The sequence below is a fragment of the Pseudoxanthomonas yeongjuensis genome, from assembly GCF_010093345.1.
Lineage (GTDB): Bacteria > Pseudomonadota > Gammaproteobacteria > Xanthomonadales > Xanthomonadaceae > Pseudoxanthomonas_A > Pseudoxanthomonas_A yeongjuensis.
Genome location: NZ_PDWT01000002.1, coordinates 95,952 through 116,196 on the forward strand (window position 1 = coordinate 95,952; position 20,245 = coordinate 116,196).

Annotated in this window: 20 protein-coding genes and 1 pseudogene; 14 read left to right on the forward strand and 7 right to left on the reverse strand. The window is 65.9% G+C overall.

Features of this window, described 5'->3' with window-relative positions; genetic code table 11:
* Positions 1 to 52 precede the first annotated feature (52 nt).
* Positions 53 to 568 carry a protein-export chaperone SecB gene (gene secB / locus CSC74_RS07530; RefSeq protein ID WP_162313838.1) on the forward strand — a complete coding sequence of 172 codons (516 nt, stop codon included), beginning with the start codon at positions 53 to 55 and terminating at the stop codon, positions 566 to 568.
* 121 nt (positions 569 to 689) lie between these two features.
* On the forward strand, positions 690 to 1,715 hold the full coding sequence (locus CSC74_RS07535) for an NAD(P)H-dependent glycerol-3-phosphate dehydrogenase (RefSeq protein ID WP_162313839.1): 1,026 nt from the start codon (positions 690 to 692) through the stop codon (positions 1,713 to 1,715).
* Between the two features lie 249 nt (positions 1,716 to 1,964).
* Here the strand turns inward: CSC74_RS07535 and CSC74_RS07540 are convergent, their stop codons facing one another.
* From CSC74_RS07540 to CSC74_RS07555, 4 genes are all read right to left on the reverse strand, one after another.
* Entirely contained in the window at positions 1,965 to 2,561 is a 597-nt protein-coding gene (locus CSC74_RS07540; protein WP_162313840.1) for an outer membrane beta-barrel protein, read from the reverse strand.
* A gap of 204 nt (positions 2,562 to 2,765) precedes the next feature.
* Positions 2,766 to 3,263, reverse strand: coding sequence for a tRNA (cytidine(34)-2'-O)-methyltransferase (locus tag CSC74_RS07545; RefSeq protein WP_162313841.1), 498 nt, complete (start codon positions 3,261 to 3,263; stop codon positions 2,766 to 2,768).
* 108 nt (positions 3,264 to 3,371) lie between these two features.
* Positions 3,372 to 3,749 (reverse strand): hypothetical protein, encoded by a 378-nt coding sequence (locus CSC74_RS07550; protein ID WP_162313842.1) that lies wholly within the window; start codon positions 3,747 to 3,749, stop codon positions 3,372 to 3,374.
* Positions 3,750 to 4,135: 386 nt separating this feature from the next.
* Positions 4,136 to 4,840 (reverse strand): SDR family oxidoreductase, encoded by a 705-nt coding sequence (locus tag CSC74_RS07555; protein WP_162313843.1) that lies wholly within the window; start codon positions 4,838 to 4,840, stop codon positions 4,136 to 4,138.
* A gap of 140 nt (positions 4,841 to 4,980) precedes the next feature.
* Between CSC74_RS07555 and CSC74_RS07560 the strand changes: the two genes are divergently transcribed.
* The 4 genes from CSC74_RS07560 (at position 4,981) to CSC74_RS07575 (ending at position 10,547) form a co-directional block, all read left to right on the forward strand.
* Positions 4,981 to 7,848: a M16 family metallopeptidase gene (locus CSC74_RS07560; RefSeq protein ID WP_162313844.1), complete on the forward strand. Its 2,868-nt coding sequence runs from the start codon at positions 4,981 to 4,983 to the stop codon at positions 7,846 to 7,848.
* A 168-nt stretch (positions 7,849 to 8,016) separates the two neighbouring features.
* On the forward strand, positions 8,017 to 8,337 hold the full coding sequence (locus tag CSC74_RS07565; RefSeq protein ID WP_162313845.1) for a DUF4156 domain-containing protein: 321 nt from the start codon (positions 8,017 to 8,019) through the stop codon (positions 8,335 to 8,337).
* 237 nt (positions 8,338 to 8,574) lie between these two features.
* Positions 8,575 to 9,591, forward strand: coding sequence for a 3-oxoacyl-ACP synthase III (locus tag CSC74_RS07570; protein ID WP_162313846.1), 1,017 nt, complete (start codon positions 8,575 to 8,577; stop codon positions 9,589 to 9,591).
* A 65-nt stretch (positions 9,592 to 9,656) separates the two neighbouring features.
* Entirely contained in the window at positions 9,657 to 10,547 is an 891-nt protein-coding gene (locus CSC74_RS07575) for an alpha/beta fold hydrolase (protein ID WP_162313847.1), read from the forward strand.
* A gap of 117 nt (positions 10,548 to 10,664) precedes the next feature.
* On the opposite strand, the gene CSC74_RS07580 is transcribed toward CSC74_RS07575, so the two are convergent.
* Positions 10,665 to 11,054, reverse strand: a complete 390-nt coding sequence (locus tag CSC74_RS07580; RefSeq protein ID WP_162314252.1) for a YkgJ family cysteine cluster protein — start codon at positions 11,052 to 11,054, stop codon at positions 10,665 to 10,667.
* A gap of 88 nt (positions 11,055 to 11,142) precedes the next feature.
* On the opposite strand from CSC74_RS07580, the gene oleC reads away from it, so the two are divergent.
* From oleC to CSC74_RS07620, 8 genes and pseudogenes are all read left to right on the forward strand, one after another.
* A complete protein-coding gene (gene oleC, locus CSC74_RS07585; RefSeq protein ID WP_162313848.1) occupies positions 11,143 to 12,783 on the forward strand; it encodes an olefin beta-lactone synthetase in 1,641 nt (546 codons plus the stop codon).
* A 137-nt stretch (positions 12,784 to 12,920) separates the two neighbouring features.
* Positions 12,921 to 13,124 (forward strand): hypothetical protein, encoded by a 204-nt coding sequence (locus tag CSC74_RS07590; RefSeq protein ID WP_162313849.1) that lies wholly within the window; start codon positions 12,921 to 12,923, stop codon positions 13,122 to 13,124.
* The gene (oleD, locus tag CSC74_RS07595; protein WP_162313850.1) at positions 13,121 to 14,128 is read left to right on the forward strand and encodes a 2-alkyl-3-oxoalkanoate reductase; all 1,008 of its coding nucleotides are present in this window, start codon (positions 13,121 to 13,123) and stop codon (positions 14,126 to 14,128) included. Before CSC74_RS07590 ends, oleD begins: the two co-directional genes overlap by 4 nt.
* Before the next feature lie 66 nt (positions 14,129 to 14,194).
* The gene (locus CSC74_RS07600; RefSeq protein WP_162313851.1) at positions 14,195 to 14,350 is read left to right on the forward strand and encodes a DUF1328 domain-containing protein; all 156 of its coding nucleotides are present in this window, start codon (positions 14,195 to 14,197) and stop codon (positions 14,348 to 14,350) included.
* A 78-nt stretch (positions 14,351 to 14,428) separates the two neighbouring features.
* Positions 14,429 to 15,106 (forward strand): ubiquinone biosynthesis accessory factor UbiJ, encoded by a 678-nt coding sequence (locus CSC74_RS07605; RefSeq protein ID WP_162313852.1) that lies wholly within the window; start codon positions 14,429 to 14,431, stop codon positions 15,104 to 15,106.
* Entirely contained in the window at positions 15,103 to 16,761 is a 1,659-nt protein-coding gene (ubiB, locus tag CSC74_RS07610; protein ID WP_162313853.1) for a ubiquinone biosynthesis regulatory protein kinase UbiB, read from the forward strand. Before CSC74_RS07605 ends, ubiB begins: the two co-directional genes overlap by 4 nt.
* Complete coding sequence (locus CSC74_RS07615; protein ID WP_162313854.1) at positions 16,746 to 17,237, forward strand: hypothetical protein; 492 nt, start codon at positions 16,746 to 16,748, stop codon at positions 17,235 to 17,237. The genes ubiB and CSC74_RS07615 overlap by 16 nt, the downstream gene beginning before the upstream one ends.
* Before the next feature lie 51 nt (positions 17,238 to 17,288).
* Positions 17,289 to 17,972 (forward strand): annotated as a pseudogene (locus CSC74_RS07620) (pseudouridine synthase); the annotation flags it as partial.
* Here the strand turns inward: CSC74_RS07620 and CSC74_RS07625 are convergent.
* Together CSC74_RS07625 and CSC74_RS07630 are read right to left on the reverse strand one after the other, a co-directional pair.
* Positions 17,965 to 18,354, reverse strand: coding sequence for an MAPEG family protein (locus CSC74_RS07625; RefSeq protein ID WP_162313856.1), 390 nt, complete (start codon positions 18,352 to 18,354; stop codon positions 17,965 to 17,967). The pseudogene CSC74_RS07620 and the gene CSC74_RS07625 overlap by 8 nt on opposite strands.
* Positions 18,355 to 18,516: 162 nt before the next feature.
* Positions 18,517 to 20,211 (reverse strand): M28 family metallopeptidase, encoded by a 1,695-nt coding sequence (locus CSC74_RS07630; RefSeq protein WP_162313857.1) that lies wholly within the window; start codon positions 20,209 to 20,211, stop codon positions 18,517 to 18,519.
* Positions 20,212 to 20,245: the final 34 nt, after the last annotated feature.

The window sequence follows — 20,245 nt, forward strand, 5'->3', positions numbered from 1 at the left end:
ATCCCGTGAGATAATCCCTTTCTTTTTCCATTCAGATTTACGGAGTACGTCCATGTCCGACGAAACCACCAACGGCGCCGCCGCGCCCGCCGAAGCCACCGGCCCCGCCTTCACCGTCGAGAAGATCTACGTCAAGGACGTGTCCTTCGAAGTGCCTGGCGCGCCCGCGATCTACAGCGAGAATGTGCAGCCCGAATTGCAGCTCAACCTCAACCAGAGCGTGCAGCGCCTGAACGAGAATGCGTTCGAAGTGGTGCTGGCCGTGACCCTGACCTGCAAAGCCGGCGACAAGACCGCCTACGTGGCCGAAGTGAAGCAGGCCGGCGTGTTCGGCATCGCCGGCCTCGACCCGCAGACGGTCGACGGCCTGCTCGGCACCCAGTGCCCGAACATCCTGTTCCCGTACATCCGCCAGCTGCTCAGCGACCTGATCCAGGCCGGCGGCTTTCCGCCGTTCTTCCTGCAGCCGATCAATTTCGACGGTTTGTATGCCGAAACCCTGCGCCAGCGCGCGGCCCAGGCCGACGGCGGCGAGCTGGCCAACGCGGAAACGGCGGGCAACGCCTGATATCTTTTCACCTCTCTCCTTGCGGCGCCCGCAGGGTGTGCAAGGTTGAGAGGGTGGTCGAAGGCCGGGAGAGGGTTCCGTTTCTGACTTCCCTTGGCCCGGGTGCGCGCAGGGGAACCCGATGACGCAAATCCTGAAAGTCGCAGTACTCGGCGCGGGCTCCTGGGGCACCGCGCTGGCCGCCTTGATGGCCCGCCACGGGCACTCGGTGGTGCTGTGGGGCCGCGATGCGCAGGCTGCCGACGCCATCGACCGGCAACACGAAAACCCGCGTTACCTGCCCGGCATCGCATTGCCGGACACATTGCGCGCCACCTCCGATTTCGCCGCTTCGTTGCACGATGCCGATCTGGTGCTCGTGGTCGTGCCCTCGCACGCCTTCACCGAGACTCTTCGTCTGCTGGCGCCGCTGCGTCCTGCCGCGGCCGGCGTGGCCTGGGCGACCAAGGGTTTCGAGCCGGGCTCCGGGCGTTTCCTGCATGAAGTGGCCGAGGACATCCTCGGCCCGCAGGTGCCGCTGGCCGTGGTCACCGGCCCCTCGTTCGCCAAGGAAGTCGCGCTGGGCCTGCCCACCGCGGTGACCGTGCATGGCCAGGATCCGGATTTCGCCCAGCGCGTGGCCGATGTGCTGCACGGCCCCGCGTTCCGCGCCTACACCGGCGACGACATGGTCGGTGCCGAACTCGGCGGGGCGATGAAGAACGTGCTGGCGGTCGCCACCGGCGTCGCCGATGGCATGCAGCTGGGCCTCAACGCGCGCGCTGGCCTGATCACCCGTGGCCTCAACGAGATGCTGCGCCTGTCCGCGGCGATCGGGGCCAAGCCGGAAACGGTGATGGGCCTGGCCGGGCTGGGCGACCTGGTGCTGACCTGCACCGGCGACCTGTCCCGCAACCGCCGCCTCGGCCTGGCCCTGGGTCGTGGCCAGTCGCTGGCCGATGCGGTGCGCGAGATCGGCCAGGTGGTCGAATCGGTACAGACCGCCGACGAGGTTCTGCGCCAGGCCGATCGCCATGGCATCGACCTGCCGATTTCCAGCGCGGTGCGCGATGTACTGCACGGCGACCTGACCCCCGCCGCCGGCCTGCAGCAACTGCTGGCCCGTGAGCAGAAACCCGAGTACCCGGAAACCCTGTTCAAGGATTGAACCGGAAAGAGGCGGTCATCCCCGTAGGAGCGCCCATGGGCGCGAGCTCTTGTCCGGTGTGATCGGGAAACGAAAAACCCACGCCCATGGGGCGTTGGGAAGCCGCATAAAAAAGCCCGGCGCTAGGCCGGGCTCAGGGTGCGACGCGGAGAGAGAGGGACGCGTCGCCTTGCGGGGTTGCCTAGGTCATAACAGACAAGGCGTATGACCAGGTGAACCAGATGTTCGGGCTCCGTTACCGGGTGTCCGTTACCAGGTGAAGCGCGGACCCACGAACCACTGGGTATCGTTGTCGGCGAACTTGACGTCGCCGGTGATGCCCCAGTTCGGGTTGAACTTCACCTGTGCGCCCAGGCGGCCGTAGAAGTCGCCGTCGTAATCCTTGCCGTCTTCGTAGCCGGCCATCGCATAGCCTTCCACGAACGGGGTCAGTCCGGCGCGCACGCCGACTTCGGCGCTGTAGCCGTCCAGGTCATCGCCCGGGAAGCGCACCCCACCCACGGTGTAATCGTCGCCCTTGAACTTCTCATAGGCCACGCGGCTGACCAGATCGACCTTCTGCGAGATCTCGTGGTTGTAGCCCAGGCCCACGCGCCACTGGTCGTAACCGTAGTTCACGTCCTTGAAGTCCTGCTGGTTGTAGCTGCCGAAAACGTGGAAATTCGGGGCGATGGCGACCGAGCCGTTCAAGCCCCAGCCATCGGAATCGGGTGCCTTGTCCAGATTGGTGGCGGTATAGCCGCCCTCGACATAGTTGTAGGAAACGCCTTCGGCGGCCGAAGCGGCGGTGCTGACGGCCAGGGCCGGCAAGGCGAGCAGGGTCAGGGCAAGCAAGGACTTCTTCATTTCAATGGACCTCGTTGATTTATGGTTATTAGCCAGCGCTGGGGCATGAAGCCGTTCGCAGCCGGTTTGTGAAGTATCCGTTAAACCGGTTCAATGCCCACTGAATATCAAACTTACCAGTACATAAATTAGCGCGAGGATCGCGGAACTTTTCCGTGGCTGGTTGTGCATTGAATTCCATGCGCCGGCAGGCGCGATCCAGACTCAGGCGCCGCCGGCGAATCCGCACTGGCGCCACGCTTCGAACACGACCACGGCGATGCTGTTGGAAAGATTGAGGCTGCGGTTGTGCGGGCGCATCGGCAGGCGCAGGCATTGTTCCGGCGGCAGGCCTTGCAACACCTCGGCAGGCAGGCCGCGGGTTTCGGGGCCGAACAGCAGCGCATCGCCGGCCATATAGCGTGGCTGGTCGTAGCGCTGGCTGCCGCGGGTGCTGAGGGCGAACAGGCGTCGCGGCGCGATCGCGGCCAGGGCCGCTTCCAGCGAAGCGTGGACCTGCAACGCGGCGTACTCGTGGTAATCCAGGCCGGCGCGTCGTAGCTGCTTGTCCTGCAGGTCGAAGCCCAGGGGCTCGATCAGGTGCAGCCGCGCGCCGGTGTTGGCGCAGAGGCGGATCGCATTGCCGGTGTTCGGTGGAATCTCCGGCTGGTACAGCAGCACGTCGAGATCCAGTGCGCCGGGTGTCGCGGTGTCGATATCCATTGCACGGATTCTACGGGGCCGCTTTCAGTGTGCGTGCGGTCCGGCAATGGTTGCGGCGATGCTTGAAGCGTTTATTGCATTGAACGAAACGGTGCTTGCTTCAAGCGATCAACGCGCAGCCAGCTGCTGGGCCAGGGTGGCTGCACCCACGGCGACGATCTGGATGTCTTCGAACGAGGGACGCACGGTGACGACCGGCATGTCGACGACGCGGGCGGTGTTGTCGGCCAGGAAGAAGGCCAGGTCCGCGGCGGCCGGACGCACGGTCACGGTGGCCAGGTCGACGATCTTGTGGGCCTGGAAGTAAGCGGCATCTTCAAGGGAAGGACGCACGGTCACGGCCGGCAGGTCGACGATGCTGTTCTGGGTCGGGGCGCTGGCGGCGGGTGCGAACGCGGTGTTGGAAGAGTGGGCAGCGACCAGCGAGCCGGCAACGATGGCGAACAGGGCGGCGGCGGACAGCGGGATCAGGGTCTTGGCGTTCATGGTGTAGGGCCTCTTTAGTGACGTTGTTGGGTGGTGTGGTAGTAAAGTAGTACACCTAATCAGATCGGTCAAGTGGAACTTGCACATCTAGTTCCAAAATTCAGTTTCCAGTCAGCTTTGCTTGCGGTTGGTTGGTTCTTGTTGGCTATGAAGCATGTGCCGTGCCAACTTCAACTATTTGATTTTTAAGAAAATAAAAGAATATTTCGGTGTCCGCAGTGTCCGTTCTGGGTGTCCGTCCGGCGGTTGATACGTACCAAGACGTCTGCACCTTCCGGTTGTGACTCCCTCTCACGAGCGAAGCGGAACCTCCCGGCCAGCCTTGTGGAGACAGGTTTGGGATGCGGTTCAGGCGGCGAGGGTTGAAACGCGGGCGCTTGCTGCGCTTACCAGGGCAAGGGTTGCCCTTGCCAGTCGAGAAAGCTCCCGGAGTCATCGGCCCGCAAGCCATCGATGACCTGCAGCAACCCGGCGACCGATTCGCGCGGCGTGAGCTGCGCACTTGTTCCACCCATATCGGTGCGCACCCAGCCCGGATGCAGGGCTACGACCTTGATGCCGCGAACCTTCAGCGCTTGCGCCAGCAGCGAAGTCGCCATGTTCTGCGCGGCCTTGCCGATGGCGTAGCTCGGCGTGCGGAATTCCTGGCGCAAGCCGATCGAACCGATCTCGGAAGAAATGTTGACCACTGTGGCGCCATCGGCAAGCTGCGGGAACAGCGCCTGCACCAGCAGGAACGGCCCCAGCGCATGGGTGCGGAAACTGGTTTCCAGGTCGCTGGCCTGCACCGTGCCGAAACGCTCCCCGCCGCGCAGGACGCCGGCGTTGTTGATCAGCAGGTCGAGCGGATGGCCGTCGGTCAGCAATGGGAGTTCGTGGACCAGGGCAGCGTGGCGTCCGGTTTCGGCCACGTCCAGCGGAGCTACCCGCAGGCAGCCGGGATACTCGCCTGCCAGGAGATTCAATGCGCTGGCCTTGCCGGGATGGCGGCAGGCGGCGATGACCCGGTCGCCGCGCGCCAGCAGTTGCCTTGCGAACTCCAGGCCCAGGCCCCGGTTGGCCCCGGTCACCAGACAATAGCGTGTGGACATGCCCGCCTTCCTCCTGCACCCATGCCTTGTGGCCTAGTGTAAAGACCGGCGCTGGCCGCTAGCATCGGCGGTCAGCTGCCAGTTTCTATTGCAACTATCCGCTGCAACCATTTCCCGCTGCAATTACAAAGGAGTGTCCGATGATCTTTTCCACCAGCCCGCTGCGCCGTCCCCGCGCCGCCCTGCTCGCCGTCGCCCTGTCCACCGCCCTGGGCGGGCTGTACTTCGCGCCGGAATCGGTCCAGGCCAAGCCTGCCGTGGCGGGGGAAGTCGACATCGCCTACCAGGAATTCACCCTGCCCAATGGCCTGCGGGTGATCGTGCATACCGACCGCAAGGCGCCGATCGTGGCGGTCAACATCTGGTACCACGTCGGCAGCAAGGACGAGCCGGCCGGTCGCACCGGCTTCGCCCACCTGTTCGAACACCTGATGTTCAACGGGTCGGAAAACGCTCCGGGTGAATTCTTCAATCCGTTCAAGCAGGTCGGCGCCACCGGCCAGAACGGCACCACCAATTCCGACCGCACCAACTATTTCGAGAACGTGCCGACCACGGCGCTGGACATGGCCCTGTGGATGGAATCGGACCGCATGGGCCACCTGCTCGGCGCGATCGACCAGAAGACCCTGGACGAACAGCGCGGCGTGGTCCAGAACGAGAAGCGCCAGGGCGAGAACGAGCCCTACGGCCAGGTCTTCGACGTGCTGGGCGAGAAGATGTACCCGGTCAGCCATCCCTACCACCACAGCACCATCGGCTCGATGGCCGACCTCAACGCGGCCTCGCTGGAGGACGTGAAGAACTGGTTCCGCACCTGGTACGGCCCCAACAACGCGGTGCTGGTGCTGGCCGGCGACATCGACCTGGCCACGGCCAAGGAAAAGGTCGCCAAGTACTTCGGCGACATCCCGGCCACGCCGACCATGGCCCAGCCCAGGGTCGACGTCGCCGCGCATGACAAGGATTCGCGCTCGACCATGACCGACCAGGTGCCGCAGACGCGCATCTACCGGGTCTGGAACGTGGCCGAATACGGCCAGCCGGACCTGGACGAACTGCAGCTGTTCTCGCAGGTGCTCGGCGGCAGCAAGAGTTCGCGCCTGGATACGCGCCTGCTGCACCAGGACAAGCTGGTGGACAGCGTCAGCACCGGTGCGTTCGGCGCGCAGCTGGGCTCGATCTTCTTCCTGATGGCCGACGTCAAGCAGGGTGTGGACCCGGCCAAGGTCGAGGCGGTGATCGATGAGGAGCTGAAGCGGCTGTTGAAGGACGGTCCGACCGCGACCGAAGTCGCCCAGGCGCGGACCGTGTTCAAGGCCGGCTTCGTGCGCGGCGTCGAACGCATCGGCGGTTTCGGCGGCAAGGCCGACGTGCTGGCCGAGTGCGCGGTGTTCACCGGCGACGCCGGCTGCTTCCGCGACAGCCTCGAGACCTTGAACAACGCCACCGCGCAGAGCATCCGCGCCGCCGGCGATCGCTGGCTGAGCAGGGGCAGCCACACCCTGGTGGTGACCCCGGGCCCGCGCGTGGCGCTGGCCGAAGACCCGGCGGTGACCCCGGCCCCGTTGACCCTGCCGGCCGTGGACCCGAAGTACACCACCACGCCCGGCGTCGACCGCAAGACCGGCATCCCCAGCACCGACAGCTATCCGCAGCTGGTCTTCCCGGAACTGCAGCGGGCCAAATTGAAGAATGGCTCGACCGTGGTCCTGGCCGAGCGCCACGACATCCCGGTGGTCCAGGTGAGCTACGAGTTCAACGGCGGCTACAGCGCCGATGCCGGCCACAAGCTGGGCACCTCGAGTTTCGCCATGGGCATGCTGGACGAAGGCGCGGGCGACCTGGATTCGCTGGCGTTCGGCAACCGCGCCGAATCGCTGGGCGCCAACCTCTCTGCCGGCGCTTCGCTGGACGGCAGCAACGCCTACCTGTCGGCGCTGAAGGAAAACCTGGATCCCTCGCTGGCGCTGTATGCGCAGATGCTGCGCCATCCACGGTTCGAGCAGAAGGAAATCGACCGGATCAAGGCCAGCTGGATCGCCGGCATCGGCCAGGAAAAGGCCCAGCCCAACGGCGCCGCGCTGCGCGTTCTGCCGCCGCTGCTGTACGGCGTCGGCCACCCGTACGCGATGCCCTTCAGCGGCAGCGGCACCGAGGCCTCGATCGGTTCGCTGGACCGCGAAGACCTGGTCGCCTTCCAGAAGGCCTGGGTGCGTCCCGAGAACGCCACCGTGATCGTCGTCGGCGACACTACCCTGAAGGAAATCGTGCCGCTGCTGGACAAGCACTTCGGCGACTGGAAGGGCGAAGGCCAGGCACCGGCGGTGCCGGCGGTCAGCGACGTCGCGCGTCCGGCCGGGACCCGCGTGTACCTGATCGACCAGCCGGGCGCGGTGCAGGCGAACATCTTCGCCGGCGAAGTGGTGCCTTCCAGCAAGGATCCGGGCGCGGTCCGCTTCGACATCGCCAATGCGGTGATCGGCGGCGACTTCACCTCGCGCCTCAACATGAACCTGCGCGAAGACAAGCACTGGTCGTACGGCGCGCGCAGCAGCACGCCCAGCGCCCTGGGCCAGCGTCCGTGGATCGCGTCGGCGCCGGTGCAGATCGACAAGACCGCCGAATCGATCGCCGAGATGCGGCGCGAGATCAACGAGTACTTCACCGGCAAGGTGCCGCCCACCCAGGCCGAGGTCGCACGCATGCAGGCGATCCAGATCCGTGGGCTGCCGGGTTCGTTCGAGACCGCAGCCTCGGTACTCGGCACCATCGGCGGCATCGTCCGTTACGACCGTCCGGACGACTACGTGTTCAAGCGCAAGGCCGAGATCGAAAGCCTGACCCCCGAACAGGTCAAGGCCGCGGCCGCGACCGTCGATCCGAAGGCGTTGACCTGGGTGGTGGTCGGCGACCTCAAGCAGATCGAGGCGCCGATCCGCGCCCTGGACCTGGGCGAAGTCAGCATCGTCGATGCCGACGGCAAGCCGGTGGCGGGCGCGAAGTAAGCCCGCCGCCCGTTCGATTGCACGCGAAGCCTGCCAGGATCCCGACAAGCTTCGCATTTCATGACGAGGCGTATGACTCATAGCTTCGCCCGGCGTGCTTTCCGCCAAGTTCAGACGCGGCGGGACATAATCCGCTGCGTTTCGTCCCCGCCTACAAGGATCCAGTCCATGCGCTTGCCCCTGATGACCGCCGCCGCCGTCCTCGCCGTTTCCGGTTGCACCTGGGTGCACATGGCGCCGGGTGCCAGCGCGGTGCGGGTGATCGCCGCGGGTGCGGCCCCCGCCGACTGCGAGAAGCGCGGCGAGGTCTCGGTGGCGGTCAAGAACAACGTGGCTTTCTACGAGCGCAATGAGCTGCGTGTGCGCGATGAGCTGGAAACCCTGGCCCGCAACGAGGCCCCGGGCATCCAGGCCAATACCGTGCAGCCGCTGGGCGATCCGAGCGGCGGCGAGCAGCGTTTCGCGGCGTATCGCTGCCCTGGGCGCTGAGTTTTGCCCCCCCTTGCATAGCAGGGGAGCTCGAAGCCGCCTCAAGCGGCTGAGGGGGCGGGGTCGCTCTTGATCTTCATTTGCTTCCTTCCCGGCTCTCGGAATCCCCCCAAAACCACCCCTTCCAGCCTCACCGACCCGCTGCGCGGGCAACGGCGGGACCCAACGTAAAGATGCGGTGAAGGCCCGAAGCCGGTAATCTTGTCGCCCCTCCGGCCAGCCTTGGCGCTCACCTAGATGCTCTTCCAGAACGTCTCCATCGCGGGACTGGCGCATATCGATGCGCCGCATACCCTGACCTCCAAAGCCATCAACGAACAGTTGAAGCCCACCCTGGACCGTCTCGGCATCCGTACCGACGTTCTCGGCGACATCGCCGGCATCCACGCGCGCCGCCTGTGGGACGACGAGCAGCAAGCCTCCGACGTGGCCACCTTGGCCGCGCGCCTGGCCATGGAGGACGCCGGCATCACCGCCGACCAGGTCGGGCTGCTGGTCAACACCTCGGTCAGCCGCGATTACCTGGAGCCGTCCACCGCCAGCATCGTGTCCGGCAACCTGGGCATGGGCGAGGACTGCCAGAACTTCGACGTCGCCAACGCCTGCCTGGCCTTCATCAACGGCATGGACATCGCCGCGCGCATGCTCGAGCGTGGCGAGATCGACTACGCCCTGGTCGTGGATGGCGAGACCGCCAACCTCGCCTACAAGATGACCCTGGAGCGCATGCTGTCGCCGGACGTCACCGAGGCGCAGTTCCGCAACGAGCTGGCCACCCTGACCCTGGGTTGCGGCGCTGCGGCCATGGTCATGTCGCGCAGCGACCTGACTCCCGACGCGCCGCGCTACAAGGGCGGCGTGACCAAGGCGGCGACGCAGTGGAACCATCTGTGCCGCGGCAACCTGGACCGCATGGTCACCGATACCCGCATGCTGCTGATCGAAGGCCTGAAGCTGGCGCAGAAGACCTTCGTCGCGGCCAAGATCGCACTGGGCTGGGCGGTGGACGAACTGGACCAGTTCGTCATCCACCAGGTCAGTCAGCCGCACACCGCGGCCTTCATCAAGGCCTTCGGCATCGACCCGAAGAAAGTGCTGACCATCTTCGGCGAACACGGCAACATCGGCCCGGCCAGCGTGCCGATCGTGTTGAGCAAGCTCAAGCAGCTGGGTCGCCTGAAGAAGGGCGACCGCATCGCCCTGCTCGGCATCGGCTCCGGCCTGAACTGCTCGATGGCCGAAGTCGTCTGGTAAGCAGGCGGGCGAAAGTTTCCAGGGGCCGGTTCGCCGGCCCTTTTCATTACAGGTGGCGGTACCCGATGAATCTTCCCGGCTATCCCTTCACGCCCAAGCAGTTCGAAGTTCGTCCCGGCCTGTCGCTGAGCTACCTGGACGAAGGCCCGCAGGATGGCGAAGTGGTGGTGATGCTGCACGGCAATCCGTCGTGGAGCTATTACTGGCGCAATCTGGTCTCCGGGCTTTCCGATAAATACCGCTGCATCGTGCCCGACCACATCGGCATGGGCTTCTCGGCCAAGCCCGGCGACCGCGACTACGACTACACCCTGCAATCGCGCGTCGACGACTTGGCCGCGCTGCTCGGGCACCTCGGCATCGACGGCCCGGTGACCCTGGCGGTGCATGATTGGGGCGGCATGATCGGCTTCGGCTGGGCGCTGTCGCATGCGGCGCAGGTGAAGCGCCTGGTCATCACCAACACCGCCGCCTTCCCGTTGCCGTCGGCGAAGAAGATGCCGTGGCAGTTGTCGCTGGGCCGCGACTCGAAGCTCGGTGCCTTTCTCATCCGCGCATTCAACGCCTTCTCCGGCGGGGCTTCGTACCTCGGCGTGGAGAAGAAGATGCCCGCCGACGTGCGCCGCGCCTACGTGTCGCCGTACGACGGCTGGGCCAACCGCATCAGCACCTTGCGCTTCATGCAGGACATCCCGTTGCATCCGGGCGACAAGGCCTGGGCGCTGGTCGAATCGGCCGGGCAGAAGTTGCCGCAGTTCGCCGACCGCCCGACCTTCATCGGCTGGGGACTGAAGGATTTCGTGTTCGACCAGCACTTCCTCGCCGGCTTCACCCGTGCATTGCCGCAAGCCGAAGTCACCGCATTCGAAGACGCCGGCCATTACGTGCTGGAAGACAAGGCCGCCGAACTGGTGCCGGCGATCCGCGCGTTCCTCGACCGCAATCCGCTTGCCTGATCCTGCTTTGTCCCCCAAAGGGGCTTCACTTCGGGGCGTAGAGCGTAGAGCCGAGCTTGCTCGGCTGCTCCTGGTTTTTTCTGGCATTCAATCAAAAGCAGCCGAGCAAGCTCGGCTCTACGCCCCGGGGGAAGTCCCTTCGGGGGACAAGATCGCGGGCATCGTCACTGGCCAATCCAGCGGCGATAGCGGCGCCAAACCATGGGCTTGCCGCGCGCGGTCGCACTGCGGGCTGGGAGAACCGTTTTCCCATGCCGCCTTCAGTTCCCGGCAAGGCGAAGGCCGTTGCGCGTAGATCGAGCATCCGCCGGCCTGGCCGACTTCGCCGATCAGGGCGATGCAATGCGGACGCGCCTGCCAGGTGCCGCGCATGGCCAGCAGGTGCGGTCCGCAGGGTTCGGTGAGCTCGACCGGCGTGATTCCACCCAGCGCAGGATCGGCTTCCGACCAGTGCAGGCTGACACGGTAGTGCGCGCAACAGGCGCCGCAGGCAAGGCAGGGATGCATCGGAGGCAACACGCGGGAATCGGATCGGTGCGGCATTCTGCGGCTTGTATCGGCTGACGCAAGCATCGCTTGCGGCGACAATGCGGAGATGGATGAACCCTGCAACATCGCCGCCAGCCTGCCGCGCCTGGCCCGCGAACGCCCCGACCAGGTCGCGATCCGCTGCCCCAGCGGCGGCGGCCGCTACGATACCGCCCTGACCTATGCGCAACTCGATGCGCGCAGCGATGCCATCGCCGCTGGATTGGCGGGACACGGCATTATCCGCGGCACGCGTACGGTGATCATGGTGCGGCCCTCGCCGGAATTCTTCCTGCTGATGTTCGCCCTGTTCAAGGCCGGCGCGGTGCCGGTGCTGGTGGATCCGGGCATCGACCGGCGCGCGCTGAAGCAGTGCCTGGACGAAGCGCAACCCGAGGCCTTCATCGGCATTCCGCTCGCGCATGTCGCGCGTTTGTTGCTGGGCTGGTCGCGCAGCGCGAAGAAGCTGGTGACGGTAGGTCGTCGCTTCGGTTGGGGCGGCGCGACCTTGGCCAGGATCGAGCGCGACGGATCCGGTGCAGGTCCGCAACTCGCCGACACCCGGCCCGACGACACCGCCGGCATCCTTTTCACCAGCGGCTCGACCGGCGTACCCAAGGGCGTGGTCTACCGGCATCGCCATTTCGTCGCCCAGGTCGAACTGCTGCGTAGTGCTTTCGGCATGCAGCCCGGCGGCGTCGACCTGCCGACCTTTCCGCCGTTCGCGTTGTTCGATCCGGCGCTGGGGCTGACTTCCATCATTCCCGACATGGATCCGACCCGGCCCGCCAGCGCCGATCCGCGCAAGCTGCATGCGGCGATCCGGCAGTTCGGCGTGACCCAGCTGTTCGGTTCGCCGGCGCTGATGCGCGTGCTCGCCGACCATGGCGAACCCTTGCACGGCGTACAACGCGTCACCTCCGCCGGCGCGCCGGTACCGCCGGAGGTGGTGGAGAAGATCCGCGCGCTGCTGCCGGAGGACGCGCAGTTCTGGACCCCGTACGGCGCCACCGAATGCCTGCCGGTGGCGGTGATCGAAGGCCGCGAGCTGCAAGGCACGCGCGCCGAAACCGAGAGCGGTGCCGGCACCTGCGTCGGCCGCACGGTGACGCCGAACGAGGTCCGCATCATCGCCATCCGCGACGAAGCGATCGACGAATGGTCGGACGACCTGGTCCTGTCCGAAGGCGTGGTCGGCGAGATCACCGTCGCCGGCCCCACCGCCACCGACAGCTATTTCAACCGCGATGCCGCGACCCGCGCGGCCAAGATCCGTGAAACGCTGGGCGATGGCAGCGAGCGGGTGGTGCACCGGATGGGCGACGTGGGCTATTTCGATGCGCAGGGACGGTTGTGGTTCTGTGGGCGCAAGACGCAGCGCGTGGAAACCGTAACCGGTCCGATGTACACCGAACAGGTCGAGCCCATCTTCAATACTGTTGCCGAGGTGAAGCGCACGGCGCTGGTCGGGATCGGTGCGCATGGCCGGCAGGAACCGGTGCTCTGCTACGAACTACAGCCGCATGTTGCAAAGGATCGCCACGCCGATATCGTCGAATCACTACGGGCGATGGCTGCGTCCCATGCGCATACCGCAGGCATAAAGCGATTCCTCCGCCATCCCACCTTCCCGGTCGACATCCGCCACAATGCCAAGATCGGCCGCGAGAAATTGTCAGTTTGGGCGGCGAAGCAACTCGAGGAATAGGGGTGGGCATGAACCCGCCCCCTCCCTTGCGAACAGGGGAGGGTTGGGAAGGGGTGCTCTTGATTTTGATCTCGCGGTTGCCTTGCCTACCTGATCGCCACATTCTGTGAGGAATGTTGAACGGGTGGAATGATGATGTGCTGGTGCGTACGACAGAAGTTCTGGAAGATATCTTGAGGGCTTTGGAGTTGGCGAGGGGCAACAACAAGATCAACGGCAAGATCAAAAGCAAGATCAAAAGTACCCCTCCTCAATCCTCCCCTGCGCTGCGCGCAAGGGAGGAGGCTGAAAGCAACAGCAACAGCAACAGCAACAGCAACAGCAAGGGCGACGAAGCATGAAAATCCTGGTCACCGGCGGCGGTGGATTCCTCGGGCAGGCCCTGTGTCGCGGCCTGGTCGAGCGCGGCCACCAGGTCGTCAGCTTCAACCGCGGACACTATCCGGTACTGGCGGAACTCGGCGTGGGCCAGGTGCAGGGCGACCTGGCCGATGCGCATGCGCTGGTCCATGCCGCCGATGGCGTGGAAGCGATCTTCCATAACGCGGCCAAGGCCGGCGCCTGGGGCAGTTACGAAAGCTACCGCTTGGCCAATGTCGTGGGCACGCAGAACGTGCTCGATGCCTGCCGCCTCCATGGCATCGGCAAGCTGGTCTATACCTCCACACCCAGCGTGACCCATCGCGCCACCCATCCGGTCGAAGGCGGCACCGCCGACGAGGTTCCGTACGGCGAGGATTTCCAGGCGCCCTATGCCGAAACCAAGGCCATCGCCGAGAAGGCGGTGCTCGCCGCCAATGGACCGGAGCTGGCCACGATCGCCTTGCGTCCGCGCCTGATCTGGGGTCCGGGCGATCAGCAGATCCTGCCGCGCCTGGTGGAGCGTGCGAAAGCCGGGCGTTTGCGCATCGTTGGCGATGGCGGCAACCGGGTCGATACCACCTACATCGACAACGCGGCGCAGGCGCACTTCGATGCCTTCGAGCATCTCGCCGTCGGCGCGGCCTGCGCCGGACGCGCCTATTTCATTTCCAACGGAGAACCCAGGCCGATGGGCGAGTTGCTCAATGCGCTGCTCGACGCCGCCGGCGCGCCGCGCGTGGACAAGCATCTTTCCTTCAAGTCCGCCTACCGCATCGGCGCCGCGTGCGAGGTCCTGTGGAAGGTGTTGCCGTTGAAAGGCGAGCCGCCGATGACCCGGTTCCTCGCGGAACAGCTCAGCACCGCGCACTGGTACGACATGGCGCCGGCCACGCGCGACTTCGGCTATCGGCCGCGGGTAGGTTTTGACGAAGGTCTCACAAGACTGAAGCAATCCCTGCACCAGGGCGCCATCGTCACCTGAAAGAAACTTGCGCTTGCCGAGGATGGACGCATCGCCGATCCGGCGTGTCCCTTACCGGAGCAATCCATGCTGCATTACGCCATCATCTTCCTGGTCATCGCGCTGATCGCCGGCGTGCTCGGTTTCAGCGGCATCGCCGGAACCGCCAGCAACATCGCCTGGATCCTGTTCGTGGTGTTCCTGATCCTGGCCGCGGTTTCGTTCTTCCGCAAGCGCGCCTGAGGCGACGCTCGCCGGCGGTCCACGCGCACCAGGCGTGGCGGGCCGCGGGCGGGCACGCCGGCCGGTTAGAATGCCGGCATGGCGACTTCCCCTTTCGACTCCCTCAAGCCGCTCGCCGGCAAAGCGCTGGAAGCGGCGCTGAATCGTGCGCTGGCGCTCGACCCCGATACCCAGGATGCGCTGAAGTCGCTCGACGGCCGCCGCATCGCCCTGACGCTGCAGGCGCCCGCGCTGGCGTTGCAGGTCACGGTCAGCGGCCAACGCCTGCAAGTCGGCCCGGTGGAGGATGCGACCGAACCCGATCTCGCCGTGCGCACGACGCTCGGCGGCCTGCTCGGGCAGCTTCCGGCCTTGATGGGCAGCGCGTTGCGCAGGGACAATGCCGCGCCGGTCGGTCGAGTGCATGTTTCCGGCGACGCGGAACTGGCGCGCCGGCTGCAGACGCTGGCCGAGCGTTTCGATCCCGACTGGCAGCAACCATTCGTCGCGGCCTTCGGCGAAGTCATCGGCGTGCAGGTCGCCAATGCGGCGCGCGGCGCGGTGCGGCAGTTGCGCGATGCCGGCGGCAACCTGGCCCGGAACGCGGCCGAATTCGTCACCGAGGAATCGCGCGACGTGGTCGGACGCGCGGAATTGAACGCCTTCCATGACGACGTCGATGCCTTGCGCGACGACGTCGAACGCCTGCAGGCCAGGATCGAGCGCCTGCGTGGAAACGAACCGGCCGAGCCACGACCGTCCGGGAACGGCGCATGAAGGGCGTGTTGCGCGCCAGCAGGATCGGCCGGGTCCTGCTGCGCTACCGCCTCGACGACCTGCTCGACGACACGCCCGCCGAGCGCTGGCTGAAGCTGGCGCGTCCGTTCGTGCCGCGCGCGTCGGCCGCGATCGCCGCGCAATCGCGCGGTGCGCGGCTGCGGCTCGCGCTGCAGGAACTCGGGCCGATCTTTGTCAAGTTCGGCCAGATCCTGTCCACCCGCCGCGACCTGGTGCCGCCCGACGTGGCCGACGAGTTGTCGCAGTTGCAGGACCGGGTCAAACCCTTCGACGGTGAAGCCGCGCGCGCCATCGTCGAGCAGGCGCTGGGCCTGCCGATCGGCGAGGCCTTCGAAGCCTTCGACACCACGCCGCTGGCTTCGGCCTCGATCGCGCAGGTGCATGCCGCGACCCTCGCCGGCGGACGCGAAGTGGTGGTCAAGGTGCTGCGGCCGGACATCGAGAAGCAGATCGCCGGCGACATCTCCCTGCTCAATTCGGTCGCCGCGCTGGTTGACCGCACCCACCCCAGCGCCGACAAGATCCGCCCGCGCGCGATCGTGGCCGAGATCGAAACCACTCTGGCCGCCGAACTCGACCTGCAACGCGAAGGCGCCAACGCCAGCGTGATCCGGCGCATGTGGAAGGATTCCGACGATCTCTACGTGCCGGAAATCATCTGGAGCCATACCGCCGAGCGCGCGCTGACCATGGAACGGGTGCGCGGCATCCCTTCCGACGACGTCGCCGCGCTGGATGCCGCCGGCATCGACCGCAAGGCGCTGGCGGCCAAGGGCGTGCGCGTGTTCTACCAGCAGGTGTTCCGCGACAACTTCTTCCATGCCGATGCGCACGCCGGCAACATCTGGGTCGACAGCGATCCCGCGCGCAAGTCCAACCCGCGCTTCATCGCCCTGGACTTCGGCATCATGGGCCAGCTGTCGCAGGAAGATCAGTACTACCTGGCCGAGAACTTCATGGCCATCTTCAACAAGGACTACCGGCGCATCGCCGAACTGCACGTGGAAGCCGGCTGGATGCCCGCGACCATCCGCATTGACGAGCTGGAAGCGGCGGCGCGTTCGGTGTGCGAGCCGTACTTCACCCGGCCGCTGTCGGAAATCTCGCTGGCCGAGGTGCTGATCAAGCTGTTCCGTACCGCGCAGCGCTACGAACTGACCCTGCAGCCGCAGTTGATCCTGTTGCAGAAGACGCTGCTCAACATCGAGGGCGTCGGCCGCCAGCTGGACCCGCAACTCGATATCTGGGCGGTGGCCAAGCCGGTGCTGGAGCGGATCCTGTTGGAACGCTACAGCCCGCAGCGCGCCGCCCAGGAGTTGCGCAAGCGCCTGCCGGAGATCATGACCCACCTGCCGGACATGCCGCGACTGGTGCATGCCTGGCTGAAGCAGCAAGTGGAGGGCAAGCACGAGCTCGCGCTGCGTTCGCGCGACCTCAACGAGCTGGCGCAGACCATGAAGGGCATGCAGCGGCGCATCGTCGCCGCGATCCTGGGCGCCGGGCTGCTGATCGTCGCGGCGGTGCTGTACGGTTTCGAGGCAGGCGGCCCGCGCATCCTGGCGATCCCCGCTTCGTCGTGGATCGCCGGCCTCGGCGGTTTGTGGGCCTTGCTGGCGGCGTGGCCGCGGCGCTGAAGCATGCCCCACGCCGTGGCCGCGGCATGGAAAATCGATTCACACCGCTCGGCGGGATGGGTTTACCATCGGCCGCCCGGTCCAGGGAGATCATCGCGATGACCCAGGCATCCTTCGAAATCGCCTTTTCCGCGCATCCGGTCGGGCTGAAGGCGCGGGTGGAGGGGCAAGGTTCGCTGGAGAACACGCTGGCTTACTGGCAGGCCATCGTCGTGGAACTGGAAGCGCGGCCGGCGCCGGCGTTGCTGCTGATCGACGAGACGCGCGGCGATCCGCTGCCCGAACAGGATTGGCAGCAACTGGTCGAAGCGATGAAGGGCAAGGGCCTGGACGGGCTACGGATCGCCCACGTCAAGCCGTTGGGCTTGCAAAGCGTCGAATACTGCGAGCTCTTCGCGCTCGAAGCCGGGATGCGCGCGCGCGTGTTCTCCAGCGAGGACGAAGCCATTACGTGGCTGCGATATGGTTTGAGCTAGATGGACGGATGCACTGGCGTCGTCTCGATGCAGTTGCCGGTTCTGCATGCCGACGAATACCTCGCCGTCATCGACAAGCCCGCCGGACTGATGGTCCACGACAGCAAGCTGGCGCGCGGGGAGACCGATTTCGCCGCCGACCGGCTGCGCGAACAGTTCGGCAAGCCGATCTTCCTGATCCATCGCCTGGATCGCGCCACCAGCGGCTGCCTATTGCTCGCCTTCGACCGCGAGTCCGCGAGCGCGTTGGGGAAAACGTTGATGTCGGGGGATGTGGAAAAGGACTACCTGGCGGTGTGCCGGGGTTGGCCGGAAGAAAGGTTCACAGTCGACCATCCGCTCGATGGCGGGCCGGGCAAGCCGGTGAAAAAACCGGCGATCACCCGCTTTGTCCGCCTGGCGACCGGCGAGCTGCAGGTGCCCTCGAACGGATTCGAAACCTCGCGTTATGCGCTGCTGCGCTGCCAGCTGGAAACCGGGCGCTTCCGCCAGATTCGGCGCCACCTGAAGCATTCCTTCCATCACCTGATCGGCGACACCAGCCATGGCGATGGCCGCCACAATCTGCAGTTCCGCATGCGCGGCGTGCACCGCATGCTGCTGCACGCGTCGCGGCTGGCGTTCGTCCATCCGTTGACCGGCCAGCGCATCGAAACGGTCGCGCCGCTGGATGCGGAATTCAGCAAGGCGTTCGCCTTGTTCGACTGGGGCGCTCCTACGGGAATTTTCAGGTGACCTTCAACGCCGCCATCACGATCAACGCCAGGGCGCTGGCGAAGCCGACCAGCCAGACCAGGCTGCGCAGCGCATGCACGTTGGCGATATAGAAAACGCCATGCAGCACACGGGCGATGACGAAGACGATGGCCAGCAGGGCGATGGTGCCGTGCGGCACGCCCGCCAGCTGCGCCATCAGCACGCCGGCGACGAAAGCGGGGAAGGATTCGAAGCCATTGAGATGGGCGGCATGGGCGCGCATGGATCGCGGGTTGGTCTGCCTGGCCTGCCAGCTGCGCGGATCGCGGTTGTTGTAGCGCTCGCCGGATTGCTTGGCGACGAATACCCAGACGTAAGGCAGCAGCGCGGCGATCAGGATGCACCAGTAAGCGATGATCATGTTTCTCTCCCGGAAGTTGCCATAGCGTAGCGCAAGCCGAAACGAAAAAAGGCGGCGCCCGAAGGCGCCGCCTGATCACCGTAGGAGCGCCCCTTGGGCGCGATGCCCTTCGGCGACCGGACCGAAAGGCATCGCGCCCAAGGGGCGCTCCTACGGGGGCGATTACTTGGCTTGCATCATTTTGTCGCGCGCGTTCTTGAACGGGTTGCCCGCGTACCAGTTCGGCCAGCGGTCGCCGTTGGCGATTTCCAGGCCGACCGCGTACACCGCGGCCAGTTCGTCCATGGTCCCGTCCAGCTTCCAGGTCGCCGCGTCGTACTCGTCGCCGGGCTTGTGGTAGCGATGCTCGTTGTAGTCGCGGGCGGCGGCTTCTCCCGCGGCCTTTCCGCCGTCGATCAGGTCGTCGCCGGCGTCTACGTACAGCGCCGGCACGCCGGCCTTGGCGAAGTTGAAATGATCGGAGCGGAAATAGCCGCCGGACTCCGGGCGCGATTCGGAATGCAGCGCGCGCCCCTGCTTTTCCGCGATCGGCTTGAGGATGTCTTCCAGTTCCGAACTGCCCATGCCGACCACGGTCATGTCGCGGGTCTTGCCGGCCACGCCCATGGCGTCGAGGTTGATCACCGCCGCGGTCTTGTCCAGCGGAATCAGCGGATGGGCGACGTAATACTGCGAGCCGAGCAGGCCGGATTCCTCCAGCGTCACCGCCAGGAACAGCACCGAGCGTTTCGGCTTGCCGAGCCTGGCGAACTGTTCGGCGATCTCCAGGATCGCGGCCACGCCGGTCGCGTTGTCGACGGCGCCGTTGTAGATGTTGTCGCCGGGTTCGTCGGCATGCCGGCCCAGGTGGTCCCAGTGGGCCATGTAGATCACCGCCTCATCGGGTTTCTCGCTGCCCGGCAGGATCCCGACCACGTTGCGCGACTGTTTCTCGACGCTGGTGCTCTTCAGGTCCACGCTCATCTTCGCCGGCAGCGCCACCGCCTTGAAGCCGCGCTTGTTGGCGGCCGCGCGCAATTGCGCCAGGTCGAGTCCCGCATCGGCGAACAGCGTCGTGGCTTGGGCACCGGTGATCCAGCCCTGCAACGGCAGGCGCGGGGCCGGGTCGTCCGCGGCGGGCAGGTCGTATTGCGCGCCCGACCAGGAGCCCCTGACCACGTCCCAGTCGTAGGACGCGCCTTCGGTGTCGTGGATGATCAATGCGGCGGCGGCGCCCTTGCGCGCGGCTTCCTCGAACTTGTAGGTCCAGCGCCCGTAATAGGTCATGCGCTTGCCTTCGAAAAGCGATTCGTCGTGCGCGTGGAAACCGGGGTCGTTGACCAGCATGACCACGGTCTTGCCCTTCACGTCGATGCCGGCATAGTCGTTCCAGTCCTGCTCCGGCGCATCCACACCGTAGCCGACGAAGACCAGGTCGCTGGCTTCGACCTTCACTTCCGGTTTGCCGCTGCGCGTGCCGATCACCATGTCGGTGCCGAACGCCAGCGTGTGCGCCTTGCCCTTGACGCTGATGTCCATCGCCGTGTGTTCGTCGGCGCGGGTCTCGACCATCGGCACGGTCTGGAAATAGCTGTCGCCGTTGCCGGGCTGCAGGCCGATGCGCTGCATCTGCGCGCGGACGTATTCCACGGTCTTGTCTTCGCCCGGGGTGCCGGGGCCGCGGCCTTCGAACTCGTCCGAAGCCAGAGTCCTGACGTGTTCGGCGAAGTCGGCCGGGTCGATCGCGTCCTTGAACGCGATCGCGGCGGTCGCGGCGACCGATGCGGGTTCGGTGGCGGCAGGCGCGGGTGTTTCGCGCTTGCACGCCGACAGGGCCGCGATCGCGGCCAGGCACAGCAGGAGATTGCGGGATCGCATCGGGGATTCCTCGTTCCGGGAATCGCCGATTCTA